This is a genomic window from Psychrobacillus sp. NPDC093200 (assembly GCF_050280345.1).
Classification (GTDB): domain Bacteria; phylum Bacillota; class Bacilli; order Bacillales_A; family Planococcaceae; genus Psychrobacillus; species Psychrobacillus faecigallinarum.
Genome location: NZ_JBNNVC010000002.1, coordinates 837,178 through 853,530, shown reverse-complemented (window position 1 = coordinate 853,530; position 16,353 = coordinate 837,178). Strand labels below are relative to the sequence as shown.

Sequence of the window (16,353 nt, the reverse complement as noted above, 5' to 3'; positions counted from 1 at the left end):
CCATTCTTTCTGAACCACATTTAGGAGACTGCTCGCTTATGGAGCAGTCTTTTTGTATGCAGAAAAATGCTTCCAGCTATATTTTGGAGAGGAAGCGAATTATAATGATATGTAAAATACAGGAAATTAGTAAAATGCTTGGTGGAAACACAATATTTGAGGATTTAACCTTGGATATAAGGTCTGGAGACAAATTAGGGATAGTTGGTAGAAATGGAAGCGGTAAAACAACTCTTTTTAAATTGATTGCAGGTATTGAAAAACCAGATCAAGGTACGATAACATTCAAAAAAGGGACAAAAATAGGTTATCTTGCTCAAATCCCCACTTTTGAAAATCATATTACAGGGAAAGATCTGCTATATGATGCTTTTGAGGATATAAGGCTTCTTCAGCAAAAGATGAGCGAACTAGAACATGAGCTTGCAGTAGCTGATTCCGAGATATTAGAAAAGCTCTTAAAACAGTATGGGGATATTCAGGAAAAATTCACTTTACAGGGTGGATACGGTATTGACTCTGAAATTGATAAAGTAATTCAAGGGTTACAGCTAAGTGGCTTTGTCAATCAGCCTTTTTCAAGTTTAAGTGGTGGTGAGCAAACAAAAATAATGCTTGGACAGCTTCTTCTAACCAGTCCACAGTTATTACTTTTGGATGAGCCGACCAATCATTTAGATTTGTATGCTATAGAGTGGCTAGAGGAATATTTGGTTAACTATTCAGGCACTGTAGTTTTAATTTCACACGACCGATATTTCCTGGATAAGGTTGTCACTAATGTTGCCGATCTTGAGGACGGGATGTTAACGCTTTATCATGGTAATTATTCTTCGTTTTTAATAGAGAAGGAAGAAAGGCTCACTCGTGAATTCCAGCAATATGAGGAACAACAAAAAAAGATAAAAAAAATGAAAGAAGCCATTAAGAGATTAAAAATTTGGGCTAACCAGGCTGTTCCTCCAAATGCAGGACTTCATCGACAAGCAAGAAATATGGAACGAGCTCTAGAAAGTATGGAAAAGGTTCGAAAGCCTTTGATAGATCCTAAAAAAATGAACCTGACATTTGACGCAGCACCTAGAAGTGGAAAAGAAGTAGTAATAATGGAGAGCGTCTCCAAATGCTTTGGAGATAAAAAGATTTTAAATGACACAAATATGCATGTTTATTGGAAAGATCGACTTGCTATAGTGGGAAGAAATGGAACGGGTAAAACAACCATATTAAATATTCTCAGAGGGGAAGAAACAATTGATATAGGGGAAGCTCGATTTGGGAGTAATGTAAGACTTGGCTACCTTTCTCAACATTTTGAAATAGGAGATCCAAAAGCTCGATTGATAGATATTTTCAGAGGTAAAGTGAACGTTAGTGAAGGAGAAGCGCGCCACATTTTAGCGAAGTTTATGTTCTACGGACCCGATGTTTTCAAAAGAATTGCTGATTTAAGCGGTGGAGAAAGAATGCGTCTTCGTCTAGCACAGTTAATGCATCAAGACATCAATTGTTTAATATTAGATGAACCAACTAACCATCTGGACATTGATTCTTGTGAGGTGTTAGAAGAAGCATTGGATGATTTTAGTGGAACAATTATTGCTGTTTCCCATGATAGATATTTCTTAAATAAACTATTTTCAAGAACTGTTTGGCTAGAGAATGGCAAGCTTACAACTTATGAAGGCCCGTTTGAATGGGCAAGAGAAAAATGGGTTGAATTTAGCTCTAAACAAAATTCGGAGAAAGAAATAAAGGAGCAGCTGCCCATAAAAAAATCACCAACCACTAAACAAGAAAATAAGGTTCCACTAGAACACCAAATAAATGAGCTAGAGAAGATAATAAGTGACTTAGAAAATCAGATTAACGTAGAGGCAGACTGGTCAAACTATGAGTCATTAAGCTTGAAGAAATTACACGCAGAAGAGCAGTTGGAACAATTAATGGAGAAGTGGTTAGAACTATGAGATTAATAGGCTATTCTTGAAAATGGGTTGATATAAATAAGAGACCATGCTAATATTATTTATTGACAAATAATTATAACAATTAAATATTCTTATCAAGAGAAGCGAAGGGATTAGGCCCGTTGAAGCTTCAGCAACCTCTGTTATACAGAAAGGTGCTAACTCCTACAAGACATTATCTTGGAAGATAAGAGCTAAAGAGCAACTTTATGCCCCTCTTTTCTTACATGGAAAGAGGGGCGTTTTTGTTTGAAAGAGGTATCTGGTTTTTGGTTGTCAAGCTCAGAGTTTACCCACAAGGTTCAAGTAAAATCTGAATTGCTTTGTAATTTTACCTATGTTTTCACTATACAAACGTTAGTTCTAATGCTTTTCTATAAGGAGGAAATAAATTGCCTATTAATATTCCAAAACAATTACCAGCAACAAAGTTATTAAAAGAAGAGAAAATCTTTGTTATGGATCAAGAGAGAGCATATAAACAAGATATTCGTCCACTCAACATCGTTATTTTCAATCTAATGCCTGAAAAAGAAAAAACAGAGCTACAGTTATTAAGACTTTTAGGTAATACACCATTACAAGTAAATATAACATTTATGAATACAGCAACATACGAATCTAAAAATGCTAGTAAAACTCATCTAAATACATTTTATTCGACATTTGATGAAATTAAGGAAAAAAAGTATGATGGCATGATTATTACTGGTGCTCCAATTGAGCAACTTCCATTCGAAGAGGTAGATTACTGGAGAGAGATGAAGGAAATCATGGAATGGTCTAAATTGAATGTGACCTCAACGTTACACATTTGCTGGGGTGCCCAAGCAGCTCTTTATTATCATTATGGAATTGATAAATTTCCTCTTACTCAAAAGTGTTCAGGAGTGTTTAGACACATTTTAACTAATCAGGTGGAGGATCTAGTAAGAGGATTTAATGACAAATTTAATGCCCCAGTATCCCGTTATACCTCTGTTTCAAGGGAAGAAATTGAAAGGAATGAACACTTAACCATCCTTGCCAATTCTGAGGAAGCTGGAGTATTTCTTGTGAAATCGAATGACAACAAATTTGTGATGGTGACTGGTCACTTAGAGTATGATGCACATACTTTGGCAGAGGAATATAATAGAGATCTCAACAAAGGAATAGAGGTTGAGATGCCTAAATACTATTTCCCAAATAATGATCCTTCTAGTCAACCATTGAATACATGGAAAGCCCATACGCATCTGTTATTTTCAAACTGGTTAAATTACTATGTATACCAAGCTACTCCTTATGATTGGGAATAATATGTTCTATTGTACAGTCAGAAAGAAAGTAATATTTGTCTTGTATATTGAACTCCTGTTTAAATAAACAGGAGTTTTTCTTATTTTTAGTTTTATTTATTCAGATATTAGGGAAAACAAAAGAGAAGAGACATTGTATTATACAAAGAAACATATTTTTAATGGTATTGATTTACACTTTATTGGAAGCGAGGTTAAGTCTATGAGTTTGACACCAAAACAAAGAATCGAGTTACATGGGTTTAATAATCTAACGAAAACATTAAGCTTTAATATGTATGATATCTGTTATACGAGAACCAAGGAAGAAAGGGAAAAATATATAGAATATATTGATGAGCAATATAACGCTGAACGCTTAACTAATATACTAACCAAAGTATCCGAAATTATAGAAGCGAATATATTAAATATTGCACAGCAGGATTACGAGCCGCAGGGTGCAAGTGTAACCATTTTAGTATCGGAAGGACCTGTCGATCAAACACCGATAGAATCATTTAAGCAATCTCCGGGGCCAATACCAGAAACTGTACTTGGTCACCTAGATAAAAGCCATATTACTGTTCATACTTATCCGGAATATCACCCGGATGAAGGAATCAGTACTTTTAGAGCAGATATAGATATTTCTACTTGCGGAGAAATTTCTCCATTAAAAGCACTAAATTATTTGATTCATTCCTTTGAAACTGATGTGATGGTCATGGATTATCGAGTGAGAGGGTTCACGAGAGATGTGAAAGGCCATAAATTATTCATAGATCACGATATTAATTCCATTCAAAATTATATCCCAGATGCTTTGCAGGAATTTTACCATATGATCGATGTTAATGTTTATCAGGAAAATATTTTTCATACTAAATGTAAGCTAAAGCAGTTTGACTTGAATAATTACCTATTTGGCTACAACGAAGATGAACTTTCAGAAGAAGAAAAAATATTGATAACGAAAAAGCTAAAAACAGAAATGGACGAAATCTTTTACGCAAAAAACATGACTCGATCAGAATAAAATTGAATAAAGCTCTGAGTAAATTACTCAGAGCTTTTCATTTGTGGGGAGAATGGACTTTATGACCGGATAGACCAAGTTTATGACCGGATAGAAAAATTTATGACCGGATAGACCAGGTTAATGACCGGATAAAAAAATTTATGACCGGAAAGACCCGGTTTATGACCGGATAGAAATTTTATAGCCGAATAAACCAGTTGTAAGACAATAGTCATAAAAAAGGTTGATTTATCATTTAATGTTCAGTGAACTACTTATACGACTCTTACTTCATGAAATAATTAGGCTGAAAATTAATATTCAGAAATATTCGAAACATTTTAACCCTTTCTCCGTAAATGTTAGAAAGGGGATGAAAAGATGGACTTTTTAATAAACTTCATAATTATTACTTTGTTTATTAGCCCAATTATTGCACTCATTCACGAAGCTGGACACGCATTTTTTTTGAAAATATTTGGTGCGAAAGTAAGTGAGTTCTCTATAGGGAATGGTAATACACTTTTACAGATTAATAATTTTCTCATAAAAAAAGTTTACTTCTTTGGAGGAAGAGTTTTTTCAGAAAACCATGAGAAATTAAGTAAAAGCCAAAAAACATTTTATTACTTAGGGGGAGTTTTCTTTAACTTTATTTCTGCTATAGTACTTCACTTATTAACTGGTTATGAATTCCTAGTTTTTAGAAACTATTTGGATAGTTTTATTTTTGTATCGTATCTAACTGTTTTAATCAATCTAATTCCACTTAATACAATAATAGGTGCTACGGACGGTAAACAATTAATAGAACTATATAAGAATTAGTTAGAGGTTAATAGTAAAAACATATTGGAATAGACAGGATATTTCTGGAATGATAAACTTTAATGACCATACAATATTGGACGGCAAAGTGTAATGCTACCTTTATTTTGGATAAATTTTAATGGGAGTAGCTGCCAATAACATATACCTATTTTTAAATTTGTTTTTGTCTATAAAATGACGTACAAAATTATGATAGGAGTGTAATAATGATTGAATTAGACACAGAAAGATTAATATTAATTCCACTGACTGCAGAAAATCTAAGATTACTAATTGATAATCCAAAGAAAATGGAACAGAGTTTATCTATCAATGAATCAAATAGATTTCTTAGTTCGGATCTTAAACAAGCTATGGAAATTAGACTTTCAAAACTGTTAAGTGATGAAGAAAATTATATTTGGTATACCAATTGGTTAATCGTTTCGAAAGATCAAAACTGTAGTGTTGGTGGAGTAATGTTAAAAGGTCTTCCTAATGAAAATGGTGAAGTAGTAATAGGGTACTATACTCTTCCAGAATATCAAGGGAACGGCTATATGACGGAAACTATTAATAACATGAAAAACTGGTTGCTAAATCAGGCCGATGTTATGTATGTTATTGCTGATACGGATAAAGACAATATTCCATCGCATAGAGTTTTAGAAAAATGTGGGGCGAAAATTTATAAAGAAACAGATGAATTATATTTTTGGAGATTTGTTTAAAATAAATTAACGTAGAATGAAACGAGGCATCATTTGGCAATGGTGCCTCGTTTTTTTGTATTATTACCAAGGTCTATAGCATTAATAGTTGTTCCCAACATTCTAGTTCTATTATAGGTGCATAAGTAAATATGAAATTTTGAAAAGTAGAAGTATAACTGAGATTGTGATTTTTAATTGAAGATGTGTTTCATTTCGATGATTTGTTTATCAGTGTGAAATATTAAAATTCTACTAACGAAAAAGTTTAGTATAAGAGGTTGAATATACTATACTTTATTCTGTATAATAATTCATATAAACGGACATATGAGGGTATTTATTTTTACTTTTGAGAGAAGTGTTCATTGTGAGTTTGTATTTTGCTTATGTAATGGTGGGACTTGCCATTGCAATGCCTGTAGGCGCAATTACAGTCGAAATGACGAAGCAAGGATTGAAAAATGGATTTATACATGGATGGGCAGTAGGGTTAGGTGGTATGACAATTGATTTTGTGCTAATCATTTTACTATCAACAGGACTTGCTTCTATCTTAGCGCTGCCTATTATCCAAATTCCGATGTGGCTTATTGGAGCTCTGTTTTTATTGTACATAGGTTACGATTCAATTAAAAATGCTGATAAAGATATTACTTTATCTGGAGAAAAAGTAACAAAGTCTTTTTTTAGCTCATTTAAGAACGGACTTCTTGTGGCCATATCTCCAGGGAATCTAGTTTTTTGGGTAAATGTATTTGGAGTAGTACTTGCTAAAAACTATGCCAGCGATGAAAGTCATTTTTTCATTGTTGCATTAGGAATTTTAAGTGGAATATTGCTACACGACATTGGATTACTCACTATTATATCGATTACAAGGAAAGCACTAAATAGAAATATGATTAAATGGTTAACAATAATATCGGGGATATTATTAATAGGTTTTGCGGGGTATTTTGTATATGAGTTCATTCAAAGTTTGAAGTTAAATATATAATACTTTTTCACGAACGGGTGCTGAAGTTACACAAGACCATCATTATCGATGGTCTATTTTTACATTATAAATAACAAGTAGAATTCGTTGAACCACTGTGAAATGTTACAGGTTAGTTGAACAAGCTGATAAAGTTTTTGCAATGAAAGTATAAAGAAGGTGAGGTATGTATGGAATGGGAGAAGAGGAACTTGTATTACTCTTTAAAAATGGAGTTTCTGATTTTAAAAGATGGGCTCGCAAAGCTGATAAATCCTCTGAAGAATGGGAAACAGAATACCCAAACTGGAACTGGCAATACCATCACACAGGAAATTTACTTCAAGAGTTATCAGTTGAGCGATGGAACGAAGAACTTATTGAAGATTTTCTTTATATACTAGCAAGAGATAATGAAGTCGAGAATATCATAGAAAACCTTATAGACTTACCTAATCAACTTTTATCATTAACTAAGTATGCTTTAATTTATAGTGATGCCGATGCAAAATGGCAAGTTGCTTATGCTCTCGGAGAAATCAAGGGAGAAAACTTATTGATAAGAATGTATTTAAGTGATTTTCTAAATGATGAACAGGAGTATGTGCGAAGGCGTGCTTCCTTTGCTTTAGATAAACATGGAACACAATAACTAACTTATGATGTGTTTAGTTTTATGAGCTAATTAGTAAACAATATTGGTCAACATACGGTTTGGTACTATTTCTCATTGTATGATTAACATTATATGGAGAAAGCAAAAATAAAGAATTTTTTTCTCTTGTGATGTATATTGATTATTGAGGAGGGATCATTCTTGACTAACGAAGAAATAAACAAACTATCGGATGTATTGTTACAAAGTCTGTATGAGTATCATTTTGCTAATAATGGCGGAAGCTATGTATTACCTAAAGCAATGGTAAATACTGATCTCAATAGCAAACAAGCTATTGAATACCTTATTGAAAAGGAATATGCCATAGATAACGGGCAAGGGTCAGATAACCTAGTTTTAGCGATAACAGCGCAAGGTATGGACTATATTAAAAACAAATAAGTGTATCAGCAGAGGAACGTCCACAGGGGGCGTTCTTTTTATTTTATCCAACTAACTCGAGGGGGGAGAATGATGGAGGGAGTGAGTGTAGGGGACGAAATTTTTGAATAATGGAATTAAATCGATTAGAGTACTTTTAGCGATTATTGGAAAGGTATATGCTCCGTATAGTAAGAGAGGCCATGTGGTAATCTTTCTTTCACGTTATTAGACATGGTAACAGGCCATATTCGACTTGCTTAACTTGCATTCCGTCCAATCTCATTTAGATGGCCTTCATTTTTAGTTCAGCTAGATAACTTATCTTTTTCCCATAGAAAAACACCTCCACGTAGATAAGTTAGGTATTGTTATACCCGATTTTCAAGGAAAGGTGTTTTTATTTGTCTTATTTCTTTAGGTCACTGCATATTGCAGATTTCAAGTATTTGTTACCTTTTTTTTGGTTGATTATCACTTAACGGCACTCTCGTTATGTCCTGGTACTAACCCAGCTCAAGAACACTAATGAGCGACGCTAGAGAATTGTTTCACGATATCCGTAGCAACTTTGGCTAAGGTTTGCTCAGCCATTCGAGTGGCGATGTCGGGAATGGAATCCAACCTTCTCGAAATCTTCTTGGTGGGAGGATAGTCTAGTAGCCACCTCTTGATTTAGCACCTGTTCAGTAAGAAACTCTATATGAGTTAAAATGGTTTTTACCAAAAGTCGTTGATGAGCCTCTAAGCGCTAGTTCCAGTTCAGTTGGAAATTCGTATAATGACCTTGGCAAACGAATTAGAAGATTATAAGATTGTTTGTTGGCTATTATATGCGTTCTGAAGTGTCCATAGATGTTTCTGCTGATTATTCAAATTCATTCTTACGATTTTTGAAAAAGTCGTAAAAAAATCTTACGTTTTCAAGTTCAGTCCATATATATGTTCTCAAAAGGGGTGCATCAAGACTATAAATTTTAGCATCTAGTGTTCCCAACATAAATGGAGAGTGTGTCGCTATAATAAACTGACAGTTAAAAAATCTTGCCAGTTTATTGATTTCTTCTGCCAGCTGAATTTGGTTTGTAGGTGAAAGAGATGTTTCAGGTTCATCGAGCAAGTATAATCCATTTGGGACAAGATACTCATCAAATATCTGGATGGATGTCTCACCGTTAGAATACTTTTCATTAGAAAACTTCATAATCTCGATTTGTTTGTACATCTCTGAAGAATGTTTCAACTTTTCCAAATGCTCCTTAGTATATCCCAATCGAGAGTGTTGGTACAGGTAACCTTCCTTAAGAACTGCCTCCTGTTGAATCTTCTTGATCTCATATAAAATATCTTCGCTTTTGATGTACAAACTATGCGGTATTCGATCTGACTCTCCGTCACTCTTATTTTCACCTAGTCCGTAAGAACAATCCGAAATGTAATCTAACGGGTATTTGTTATAGATATTATTTGTGATTTCCTCAGCCCCTGTAATTTTCAGCTTGTTTGCCATTAAATTTAACAGAGTGGACTTACCAGAACCGTTGTTACCATACAATACTGTAATGTTATTGAAGATTAACACTTCTCCAGTTATTTTTCTAAACACATTGTATGGATAGGCATTTGGATTCTTGACTGTATGGGGAGGAAGTTTGAAGCTTTTCAGATATATCATATGGGTAAACCTTCCTTTTGGAAAAATGAATAGCTATCATCAATAATATCATCTTTTTACCACGGTTCCAGAAATTTAGTGTGAGGGTTGAATTATGTTTTTCATAAATGCTTATTCTCCTAAAGTATAGGAAAACCTAGTCTTTGAGGTATTACAGGGTTGTATTAGACTAACTAAAGCGCACGATGATGGATACCTATTAAATTTCTATTAGCTGCTATTAAACACAATCGATTCTCAATTCTAACAGCCAGTTTTTTACTTTGTATTAATTATTGATCAACTGGACCTCAACTCGATAAGGTTATAAGTTATTACTTTTTAACAGTTTGTCTAAATTGTCAACCAGTTCATTTATGTCATTTAATAGTGTTATGGTATTGTAGCTAAGAATCATGATTATGTTTTCTTCCATCTTGTCTGGTAAATATTTGCATGTTTTTTGTGCGATCTTAATTAACTTTTTTTCTCCAGGGTGTGGCAACTCGTTAATCGCAAATAAGATATCAAAGTAACTTGCAAGTAATGCAGCAACCCTATGATTTATACTTATATAGTCTTTTCTTTTTAGAGCTTTCTCGATTTGACAATAGTAGGATGTAACACTGTCTCGCAATAAGGGGTAATTTTTGTTAAGGATATTTTCTTTTAATTCTTCTGGAAAGGCTACGTTAATTTTATCCTGTAGTTTCTTTAATTTACCATTTTGGTCATATAGTATTTTGGAATTTAAATAATTACTCCATAAGCAAGTGGAGTAACCGACTTGAGCCTGGAAATTGACTACCGTTTTCATAAGTTCATTCTCAATGCCAGCATAATTTCTATATATAATTTCTATACCAATATTGGGTTCATTTAGCTTTCCATCATCTTCTGTTTCCCAATACTGGTTATTAATCTCCATATAATCAGAAAACGGTTCTAACAATTTCTTGCGAGTGCTGGTAGGGATTTCTTGATCACTATATATATACAAATCTATATCAGAATGTTCATCTTGGCTATTTGTTGAAAGAGAGCCAGAGAGCACAACACCTTCCACTTCTTCTAACTGAGAAAAAACAGATGAAATCTTCATAATCATGTCATTAATAGTATTCATTTTGGATTTCTTCCCATCTCTTTTTATTTTTTTGTATTGTCCCAATTATAGGGTATTTATGGGATGTAAACCATTTTTATATTAGTAGATTGCTAACATTAAAGCACCTCATATTTCTAACTACTATATATAAGATTGTAAAATAAAAAAAATAAACCCATCTAAACGTTGTTCCATTCTGTTTTGGTAAAAAACAGCTCAAATAAAATTTTGGCACAGATAATCGGTATAGAAGGTTACTGTGACTCCGAATACAAATCTTTTAGTTTTTTAGCAACCAAACAATCTTTTCCACACTTTTTGTTCATCATTCATTGCTAATATTGCATAATGAAACTTTTCTAATTCGTCTAATAAAATTACAATCAGATAGTTTTATCATTTCTATATGCCTTCTTATTCAACTAAAATAATCCTTTAGTTAACATCCAAGTATAATAAGAATTTTATAACAATTAGAGATGGAGTTATTTCAATTGATTACATTTGAATAATATCTTGTTGAACTAAAGTGTGCTTTACTTAAAGAAGGAGTAAAGCCTTTTTTATTGAACAAACGGTGCAGTTTAGTTGAAGAAGCAATGATATAATATCTTATTAAATTCTCTAATAAGAATAGCTTTTCAGGAGGAACAAATGATTGAATTAAAGCATACAAAGTCTGATACTGCAATTATTTTAATACACGAAATATATGGTATTAACCAACATATGAAAAGTTTTTGTGAATTTTTATCAGAACAGAATTTTGATGTTATTTGTCCAAATTTATTAGGAAGTGATGTACCTTTTGATTATTCTCAAGAAGAATTAGCTTATCATCATTTTATGGAGAACGTAGGTTTTGAAAATGCATTACGTAAAATAAAAGCTGTATTATTGGATATTAAAAATAAATACAAAAGAATATATGTTGTTGGGTTTAGTGTTGGTGCCACTTTAGCTTGGTTATGTAGTGAGGAAGAATCTGTTGATGCAATAGTTGGGTACTATGGTTCACGTATTAGAAATTTTGTAAGCATTACACCGAAATCACCAACAATGCTATTCTTTCCACTAGAAGAAAAATCATTTAATGTCGATGAGTTAATTTCAGTTTTAGATAAAAGAAAAATTAAGATATTTAAATTTACTGGTCAACATGGATTTGGTGACCCTTATTCTTCTAATTATAACAAGGAGTCAGCACAAAAAGCAGCTAACCAAATGGTGCTTTTCTTTCAAAATTTACTTTAATTCCAATTAATTGTCAAAGGTAAAGACAACAACAAGTAAATCACTAGGAGTGTTGTAATTGAAATTTTTTTCTAAACTTTTTACAAGCACAAATATTAGTAGTATGGCTATGTTTCTTGGGTTTTTAACTTTATATACTATTATTTCAGATATAGAACCAAACATATATATTATTGCAATCATTACAATTCTTTTTTGGGTAGCTAATTCATTGCAAGTTGTCAAAGAAAAAAAGTAGAACATTAATACCTTCTGTATAGTTTTTATTAACCTACATAGGCAGTTTAGTTGAACGAAAATTTAGAAAACTAATTGATATAATTGGATAAATAAGGTAAAATAAGAATTGATAACAATAGGAGGATTAAATATGAATTTTACGATAACTGGGCATGAATTGAATCAATATCAAGATATGAAGAAGTTAGACATTGTAGTTATACAAGCTATGTTAAATGAACTACAAAAGGAAAAAGTAAATAAAAGAAAAGTAATCATCTTAACTTCAAATTGTTATATAGTTACTGACAAAATCAATACAGAAGAACCTGATAAAGGGAAATTACCTTTATTAGATCGTGCGGTACTTGAATCAGAGGAAATAATATTTAGAATGGATAATCAAAAGTTTATAAATATGACAGGTATGATTTTACTAAATAATGTTGAAATAATTCCTTTTACACATCCCGACAAGGTAATGAAAAAAGAGAGTTTTATACTCTTTACCGATCAAATAATGGGAATTACTCTTTCAGAGGAGTAAAAGATTAAAAATACTTTTTATTGAACTAACGCAAGCAGGATGTATTTACTAACTATCAACAAGTCCATCAATTTGAACTGCCCCGTAAATGTTAGTTGGTGTCTAACATTTACGGGGCAGTTCATTTCGATGGTCTATTTTTATGACCAAACATTAGAAGTGACCTCACTAATACAATGTGAAATGTTACACTTAAAATAACACAGCACTTTATTAGAGATTAGACATTTTTATCATATTAGAGAAAAGAGGGAGTTAAATGACTAATTTTTTCTTAATACTTATGGGCTTTTTTATGGTATGTGCAAATATTATCGGATTTCTATCATATAAAAAAAAGAAAAATTTATATTTTGCCGCTTTTATAATTTTGTTATTAGCAGTTTTATTTGGGGCAATCGGTGGTGCAATAGCAGTATTTATGATTCGTGATGCTTTTTCAATATTTTATGGTTTGCAACTAGGACAATATCTAATAGTAAATAGTGTCATCGTTTTATTTATAGCAATTTTAGTAACTTTAACAAAGAAATTTAGTAACTGAAAAATCTAATTCACGATTATCAACAATCGTGGTACTTCAGGTAAACAGGATCATTACTTTTATTTTGCATCTGACACAAAAAGAGTCAAAAAAGAGCATCAAAATTTGATGCTTATCAACCCTATTTGAGCATTTCCAAACTGTAATAACATCATTTATACCGTAAATTAATCTGTTATATTCTTTTTTATACAATAAAACTAATCTTATTTAACTGTATATCTAGCTTGTTTGAATATTAAAATATCTCCGTTTTCAGTATCATCGGTAGTTTGCCAAAGTTGAACTTTTGGCCTGTAGTCCGTCCTATGAGCATCTTTGATACCCTGAATGTCAAGTTCATAGGGTTCATCATTTTTAATTTTTTGTTCAAATACTTTTTTATTGGCAACAAAAATAAAAGTCACTTTATTTTCATCAATACCCTCCGTCATAAATTCTAATTGATTATCTTTTGTTGTAATAGTTGGTGTTAATAATTCAATACTTCCGTTTCCAGTTTCTTGTTTAATAGCAATTTCATAATTAGCTCTTTCACTTGAATCTATAGAATTTTCTATTATACCTGAACATCCAGGTAATGTGATACCAGCAGAAAGAATAAAACTTAATCCAATTACCTTTTTCATGAGATTACCCCCCTTGAATTAATATCGTGATATGAAAAAAATGAGCAAAGAAAGAACAGGCATAATACCCGTTCTTTTCGTGTCCAAACTGTTATACAACCGGTTCGTCTGTTCCCCATTGTTTTTTCTTTTGCTCGACGTCTATTTCTCCACCTTTTTTCTTCATGCTTCGTTTCATAATAACAAACCAAAGCTGTGCAGAGATATAAATGGATGAATATGTTCCTGCCAATAAACCTAAGAACAGTGCAAATGAGAAGTTTCGAATTGCCTCTGCACCAAATAGAAGTAGGGAAACAACAACAAATGCAATATTCAACACAATGTTTACTGAACGAGCAAGCGTTTGACGAAGTGATTTATTTACAATTTCCGCTAACTCATTTTCATTATTAATTTTCTTCACTCGATTTAAGTTCTCACGTATGCGGTCGAACGTTACGATTTTGTCGTTTATCGAGTACCCGACAATCGTTAGAACAGCAGCAATAAAGGTTAAGTCAACTTCAAAACGAGTAAAACTGAAAATTGCTACCATGAGAATGATATCGTGTAAAACACCAAGTATTGAAGCAATCCCCATTCTCCATTCAAAACGAATTGCTACATAGATAATAATTCCAATTGCTGCATAGATTAATGCATAAATCGCGTTTCTTATAAGTTCTTTACCAACTGTATTAGAAACTGCACTTATATTTGGCTCAGTTCCAAACTCAGCCTTCATTTCTTTTTTCAATTTCAAAATTTCATCTTGAGGAAACTCATCTACATAACGAACTGCGGCGATATTTTTCGTATCACCAGAAATAACAATATCGTCAGATGGATAACCTAAGTCTTCCATATAAGTTAAGACTCGTTCTTCAGTTAGTGGCTCGTTTGTTAATACCTCAACTCGTGTTCCACTGGCAAAGTCAATACCTAAGTTTAATTTAAATATACTTAATATAATTACTCCAATTAAAATAAAAATAATCGAGAAGGTGAAATATCGTCTACGTGAGTGCACGAAGTCAAATCTATCAAAATTTGTTGAAAGATCAAGTGAACTGACATTTTCTTCAATCGAATGAACTTTTGAATTTCTAACACCGAACCAACCAATTTTATTATCGAAATATCCACTTCGAATAAGTAATCCAAGTAAAACTCGAGACCCCCAAACAGCAGTAATGAAGCTGACTAAAATACTGATAATTAAAATCGTTGCAAATCCTTTTACAGAACTTGTCCCGAAGTAGAACAATACGACTGCTGCAATTAGTGAAGTTACATTCGCATCAAGAATGGCAGACCATGACGATTTTGTTCCTTCTTCGAAAGCTTGTTTAACAGTTTTACCAATTCGAATTTCCTCTCGAATTCTTTCAGCAGTTAAGATATTCGCATCAACTGCCATTGCAATCCCTAAGACAAGCCCAGCAATTCCAGGTAACGTAAGAACTCCGTTAATCCAATCAAATACTAATAAATTTAAATACACATAAACAACTAACGTAAGATTTGCTACAATTCCTGGTAGACGATAGTAGAACATCAAGAATAGTAAAATAAGTACTGCTCCAATAATTCCTGCATTGACCGTCGATGATAATGCATGTTCACCGAATTGTGCCCCTACGGATGTCGAATAAACTTCAGTTAGTTTAACAGGTAAAGCACCAGCGTTTAAAACACCTGCTAAATTCTTTGTTTCTTCAACTGTGAAGGATCCTGAAATTTGAACCTCTGAAGTATTCAAAACTTTACTTACTTGAGGTGCAGATATAAATTTAGGTTTTTCTTTTGATACTTCTTCTTTGAAAGAATCAACACCCTCTTCAAAGTCCAACCAAATTACAAGGACGTTGTTTGGAGCTTTAGCAAGAATATCTTGTGTTACTTGAGCAAATTTATTTGCGTCCTTTAATTGTAATGACACGATAGGTGCTCCATTTTGATCGAAAGAATCATTTGCACCGCCCTCTTTCAAGTCATTCCCATCAAGCATTAAGTTATCATCAGCGTCACGGAATGTTAAATTTGCTTCTGTTGATAATAATTTACGTGCAGAGGTTTCATCATCAACGCCGGCTAATTGAACTCGAATTCGATTTCCTTCTTCTACTTCAATAACCGGCTCATTAACACCTAATACGTCAATACGATTTAAAAGCGCATTTGCAGTAGCCGCTACATCCTTTTCGGTTATTTTGGGGCCATCTTTCAGAGGTTCAACTTGATATAAAACTTCAAATCCACCTTGTAAGTCTAAACCTAATTTAATATCGTTTAAGATTCCCTTTGTCGTCGTGCTCATAGAAGCACCTAATACTACGATAACAAGGTAAAATGCGACAATCCGCCATCTTGTCTTCATATGTAATTCTTCCTCCTCGCTTTAAGTAACGCACAAATCTATAACAAACGAGCGCAGCTTAAGACCGTCACATTTATTTGATAACCTCTGGAGTTACATACAACAACTTTTAAAGATATCCTTTTAATGTTTGCGCCTGATATGTATAAATGATGTCCAACTTATGTATTTAAAGTAAATATACAACAATTTCATTATGAAACACATTGAAAAAAGAGTCAATTTTA

Annotated in this window: 15 protein-coding genes and 1 riboswitch; of the genes, 11 read left to right on the top strand and 4 right to left on the bottom strand. The window is 32.7% G+C overall.

All coding sequences use genetic code 11. From position 1 onward, the window contains the following. The first annotated feature begins 104 nt into the window (after positions 1 to 104). The 8 genes from abc-f (at position 105) to ACQKNZ_RS11925 (ending at position 7,830) form a co-directional block, all read left to right on the top strand. A complete protein-coding gene (gene abc-f / locus ACQKNZ_RS11960; protein WP_427659865.1) occupies positions 105 to 1,970 on the top strand; it encodes a ribosomal protection-like ABC-F family protein in 1,866 nt (621 codons plus the stop codon). Positions 1,971 to 2,059: 89 nt separating this feature from the next. Next, positions 2,060 to 2,164: riboswitch (SAM riboswitch) on the top strand. Between the two features lie 198 nt (positions 2,165 to 2,362). Then, a complete protein-coding gene (metA, locus tag ACQKNZ_RS11955; protein WP_151109969.1) occupies positions 2,363 to 3,271 on the top strand; it encodes a homoserine O-acetyltransferase MetA in 909 nt (302 codons plus the stop codon). Positions 3,272 to 3,473: 202 nt separating this feature from the next. Then, positions 3,474 to 4,289: an adenosylmethionine decarboxylase gene (gene speD, locus ACQKNZ_RS11950; protein WP_427660165.1), complete on the top strand. Its 816-nt coding sequence runs from the start codon at positions 3,474 to 3,476 to the stop codon at positions 4,287 to 4,289. Between the two features lie 363 nt (positions 4,290 to 4,652). Further along, positions 4,653 to 5,099 (top strand): site-2 protease family protein, encoded by a 447-nt coding sequence (locus tag ACQKNZ_RS11945; RefSeq protein WP_151109967.1) that lies wholly within the window; start codon positions 4,653 to 4,655, stop codon positions 5,097 to 5,099. 209 nt (positions 5,100 to 5,308) lie between these two features. Next, positions 5,309 to 5,812, top strand: coding sequence for a GNAT family N-acetyltransferase (locus ACQKNZ_RS11940; RefSeq protein WP_151109965.1), 504 nt, complete (start codon positions 5,309 to 5,311; stop codon positions 5,810 to 5,812). Between the two features lie 349 nt (positions 5,813 to 6,161). After that, positions 6,162 to 6,791 (top strand): LysE family transporter, encoded by a 630-nt coding sequence (locus ACQKNZ_RS11935; protein WP_427659862.1) that lies wholly within the window; start codon positions 6,162 to 6,164, stop codon positions 6,789 to 6,791. Between the two features lie 166 nt (positions 6,792 to 6,957). Next, positions 6,958 to 7,422 (top strand): hypothetical protein, encoded by a 465-nt coding sequence (locus ACQKNZ_RS11930; protein ID WP_427659860.1) that lies wholly within the window; start codon positions 6,958 to 6,960, stop codon positions 7,420 to 7,422. 165 nt (positions 7,423 to 7,587) lie between these two features. Next, on the top strand, positions 7,588 to 7,830 hold the full coding sequence (locus ACQKNZ_RS11925; protein WP_151109961.1) for a hypothetical protein: 243 nt from the start codon (positions 7,588 to 7,590) through the stop codon (positions 7,828 to 7,830). Positions 7,831 to 8,677: 847 nt separating this feature from the next. Here the strand turns inward: ACQKNZ_RS11925 and ACQKNZ_RS11920 are convergent. Next, complete coding sequence (locus tag ACQKNZ_RS11920; RefSeq protein WP_154310868.1) at positions 8,678 to 9,484, bottom strand: AAA family ATPase; 807 nt, start codon at positions 9,482 to 9,484, stop codon at positions 8,678 to 8,680. 304 nt (positions 9,485 to 9,788) lie between these two features. Further along, on the bottom strand, positions 9,789 to 10,571 hold the full coding sequence (locus ACQKNZ_RS11915; RefSeq protein ID WP_427659857.1) for a nucleotidyltransferase domain-containing protein: 783 nt from the start codon (positions 10,569 to 10,571) through the stop codon (positions 9,789 to 9,791). Positions 10,572 to 11,225: 654 nt separating this feature from the next. Here ACQKNZ_RS11915 and ACQKNZ_RS11910 point away from each other — a divergent pair. From ACQKNZ_RS11910 to ACQKNZ_RS11900, 3 genes are all read left to right on the top strand, one after another. Beyond that, positions 11,226 to 11,825, top strand: coding sequence for a dienelactone hydrolase family protein (locus ACQKNZ_RS11910; RefSeq protein ID WP_427659855.1), 600 nt, complete (start codon positions 11,226 to 11,228; stop codon positions 11,823 to 11,825). Positions 11,826 to 12,195: 370 nt separating this feature from the next. Next, positions 12,196 to 12,591 carry a hypothetical protein gene (locus tag ACQKNZ_RS11905; RefSeq protein ID WP_340863123.1) on the top strand — a complete coding sequence of 132 codons (396 nt, stop codon included), beginning with the start codon at positions 12,196 to 12,198 and terminating at the stop codon, positions 12,589 to 12,591. Between the two features lie 259 nt (positions 12,592 to 12,850). Next, positions 12,851 to 13,135, top strand: a complete 285-nt coding sequence (locus ACQKNZ_RS11900; protein ID WP_427659853.1) for a 3-isopropylmalate dehydrogenase — start codon at positions 12,851 to 12,853, stop codon at positions 13,133 to 13,135. 206 nt (positions 13,136 to 13,341) lie between these two features. Here the strand turns inward: ACQKNZ_RS11900 and ACQKNZ_RS11895 are convergent, their stop codons facing one another. Further along, the gene (locus tag ACQKNZ_RS11895) at positions 13,342 to 13,764 is read right to left on the bottom strand and encodes a hypothetical protein (protein ID WP_427659851.1); all 423 of its coding nucleotides are present in this window, start codon (positions 13,762 to 13,764) and stop codon (positions 13,342 to 13,344) included. A gap of 91 nt (positions 13,765 to 13,855) precedes the next feature. Next, positions 13,856 to 16,126, bottom strand: coding sequence for a protein translocase subunit SecDF (gene secDF / locus ACQKNZ_RS11890; protein ID WP_427659849.1), 2,271 nt, complete (start codon positions 16,124 to 16,126; stop codon positions 13,856 to 13,858). Positions 16,127 to 16,353 lie beyond the last annotated feature (227 nt).

Coding starts and splice junctions, on each gene's coding strand:
- abc-f (WP_427659865.1), top strand. CDS start 105: ATGATATGTAAAATACAGGAAATTAGTAAAATGCTTGGTGGAAACACA.
- speD (WP_427660165.1), top strand. CDS start 3,474: ATGAGTTTGACACCAAAACAAAGAATCGAGTTACATGGGTTTAATAAT.
- ACQKNZ_RS11945 (WP_151109967.1), top strand. CDS start 4,653: ATGGACTTTTTAATAAACTTCATAATTATTACTTTGTTTATTAGCCCA.
- ACQKNZ_RS11940 (WP_151109965.1), top strand. CDS start 5,309: ATGATTGAATTAGACACAGAAAGATTAATATTAATTCCACTGACTGCA.
- ACQKNZ_RS11930 (WP_427659860.1), top strand. CDS start 6,958: ATGTATGGAATGGGAGAAGAGGAACTTGTATTACTCTTTAAAAATGGA.
- ACQKNZ_RS11920 (WP_154310868.1), bottom strand. CDS start 9,484: ATGATATATCTGAAAAGCTTCAAACTTCCTCCCCATACAGTCAAGAAT.
- ACQKNZ_RS11915 (WP_427659857.1), bottom strand. CDS start 10,571: ATGATTATGAAGATTTCATCTGTTTTTTCTCAGTTAGAAGAAGTGGAA.
- ACQKNZ_RS11910 (WP_427659855.1), top strand. CDS start 11,226: ATGATTGAATTAAAGCATACAAAGTCTGATACTGCAATTATTTTAATA.
- ACQKNZ_RS11905 (WP_340863123.1), top strand. CDS start 12,196: ATGAATTTTACGATAACTGGGCATGAATTGAATCAATATCAAGATATG.
- ACQKNZ_RS11900 (WP_427659853.1), top strand. CDS start 12,851: ATGACTAATTTTTTCTTAATACTTATGGGCTTTTTTATGGTATGTGCA.
- ACQKNZ_RS11895 (WP_427659851.1), bottom strand. CDS start 13,764: ATGAAAAAGGTAATTGGATTAAGTTTTATTCTTTCTGCTGGTATCACA.
- secDF (WP_427659849.1), bottom strand. CDS start 16,126: ATGAAGACAAGATGGCGGATTGTCGCATTTTACCTTGTTATCGTAGTA.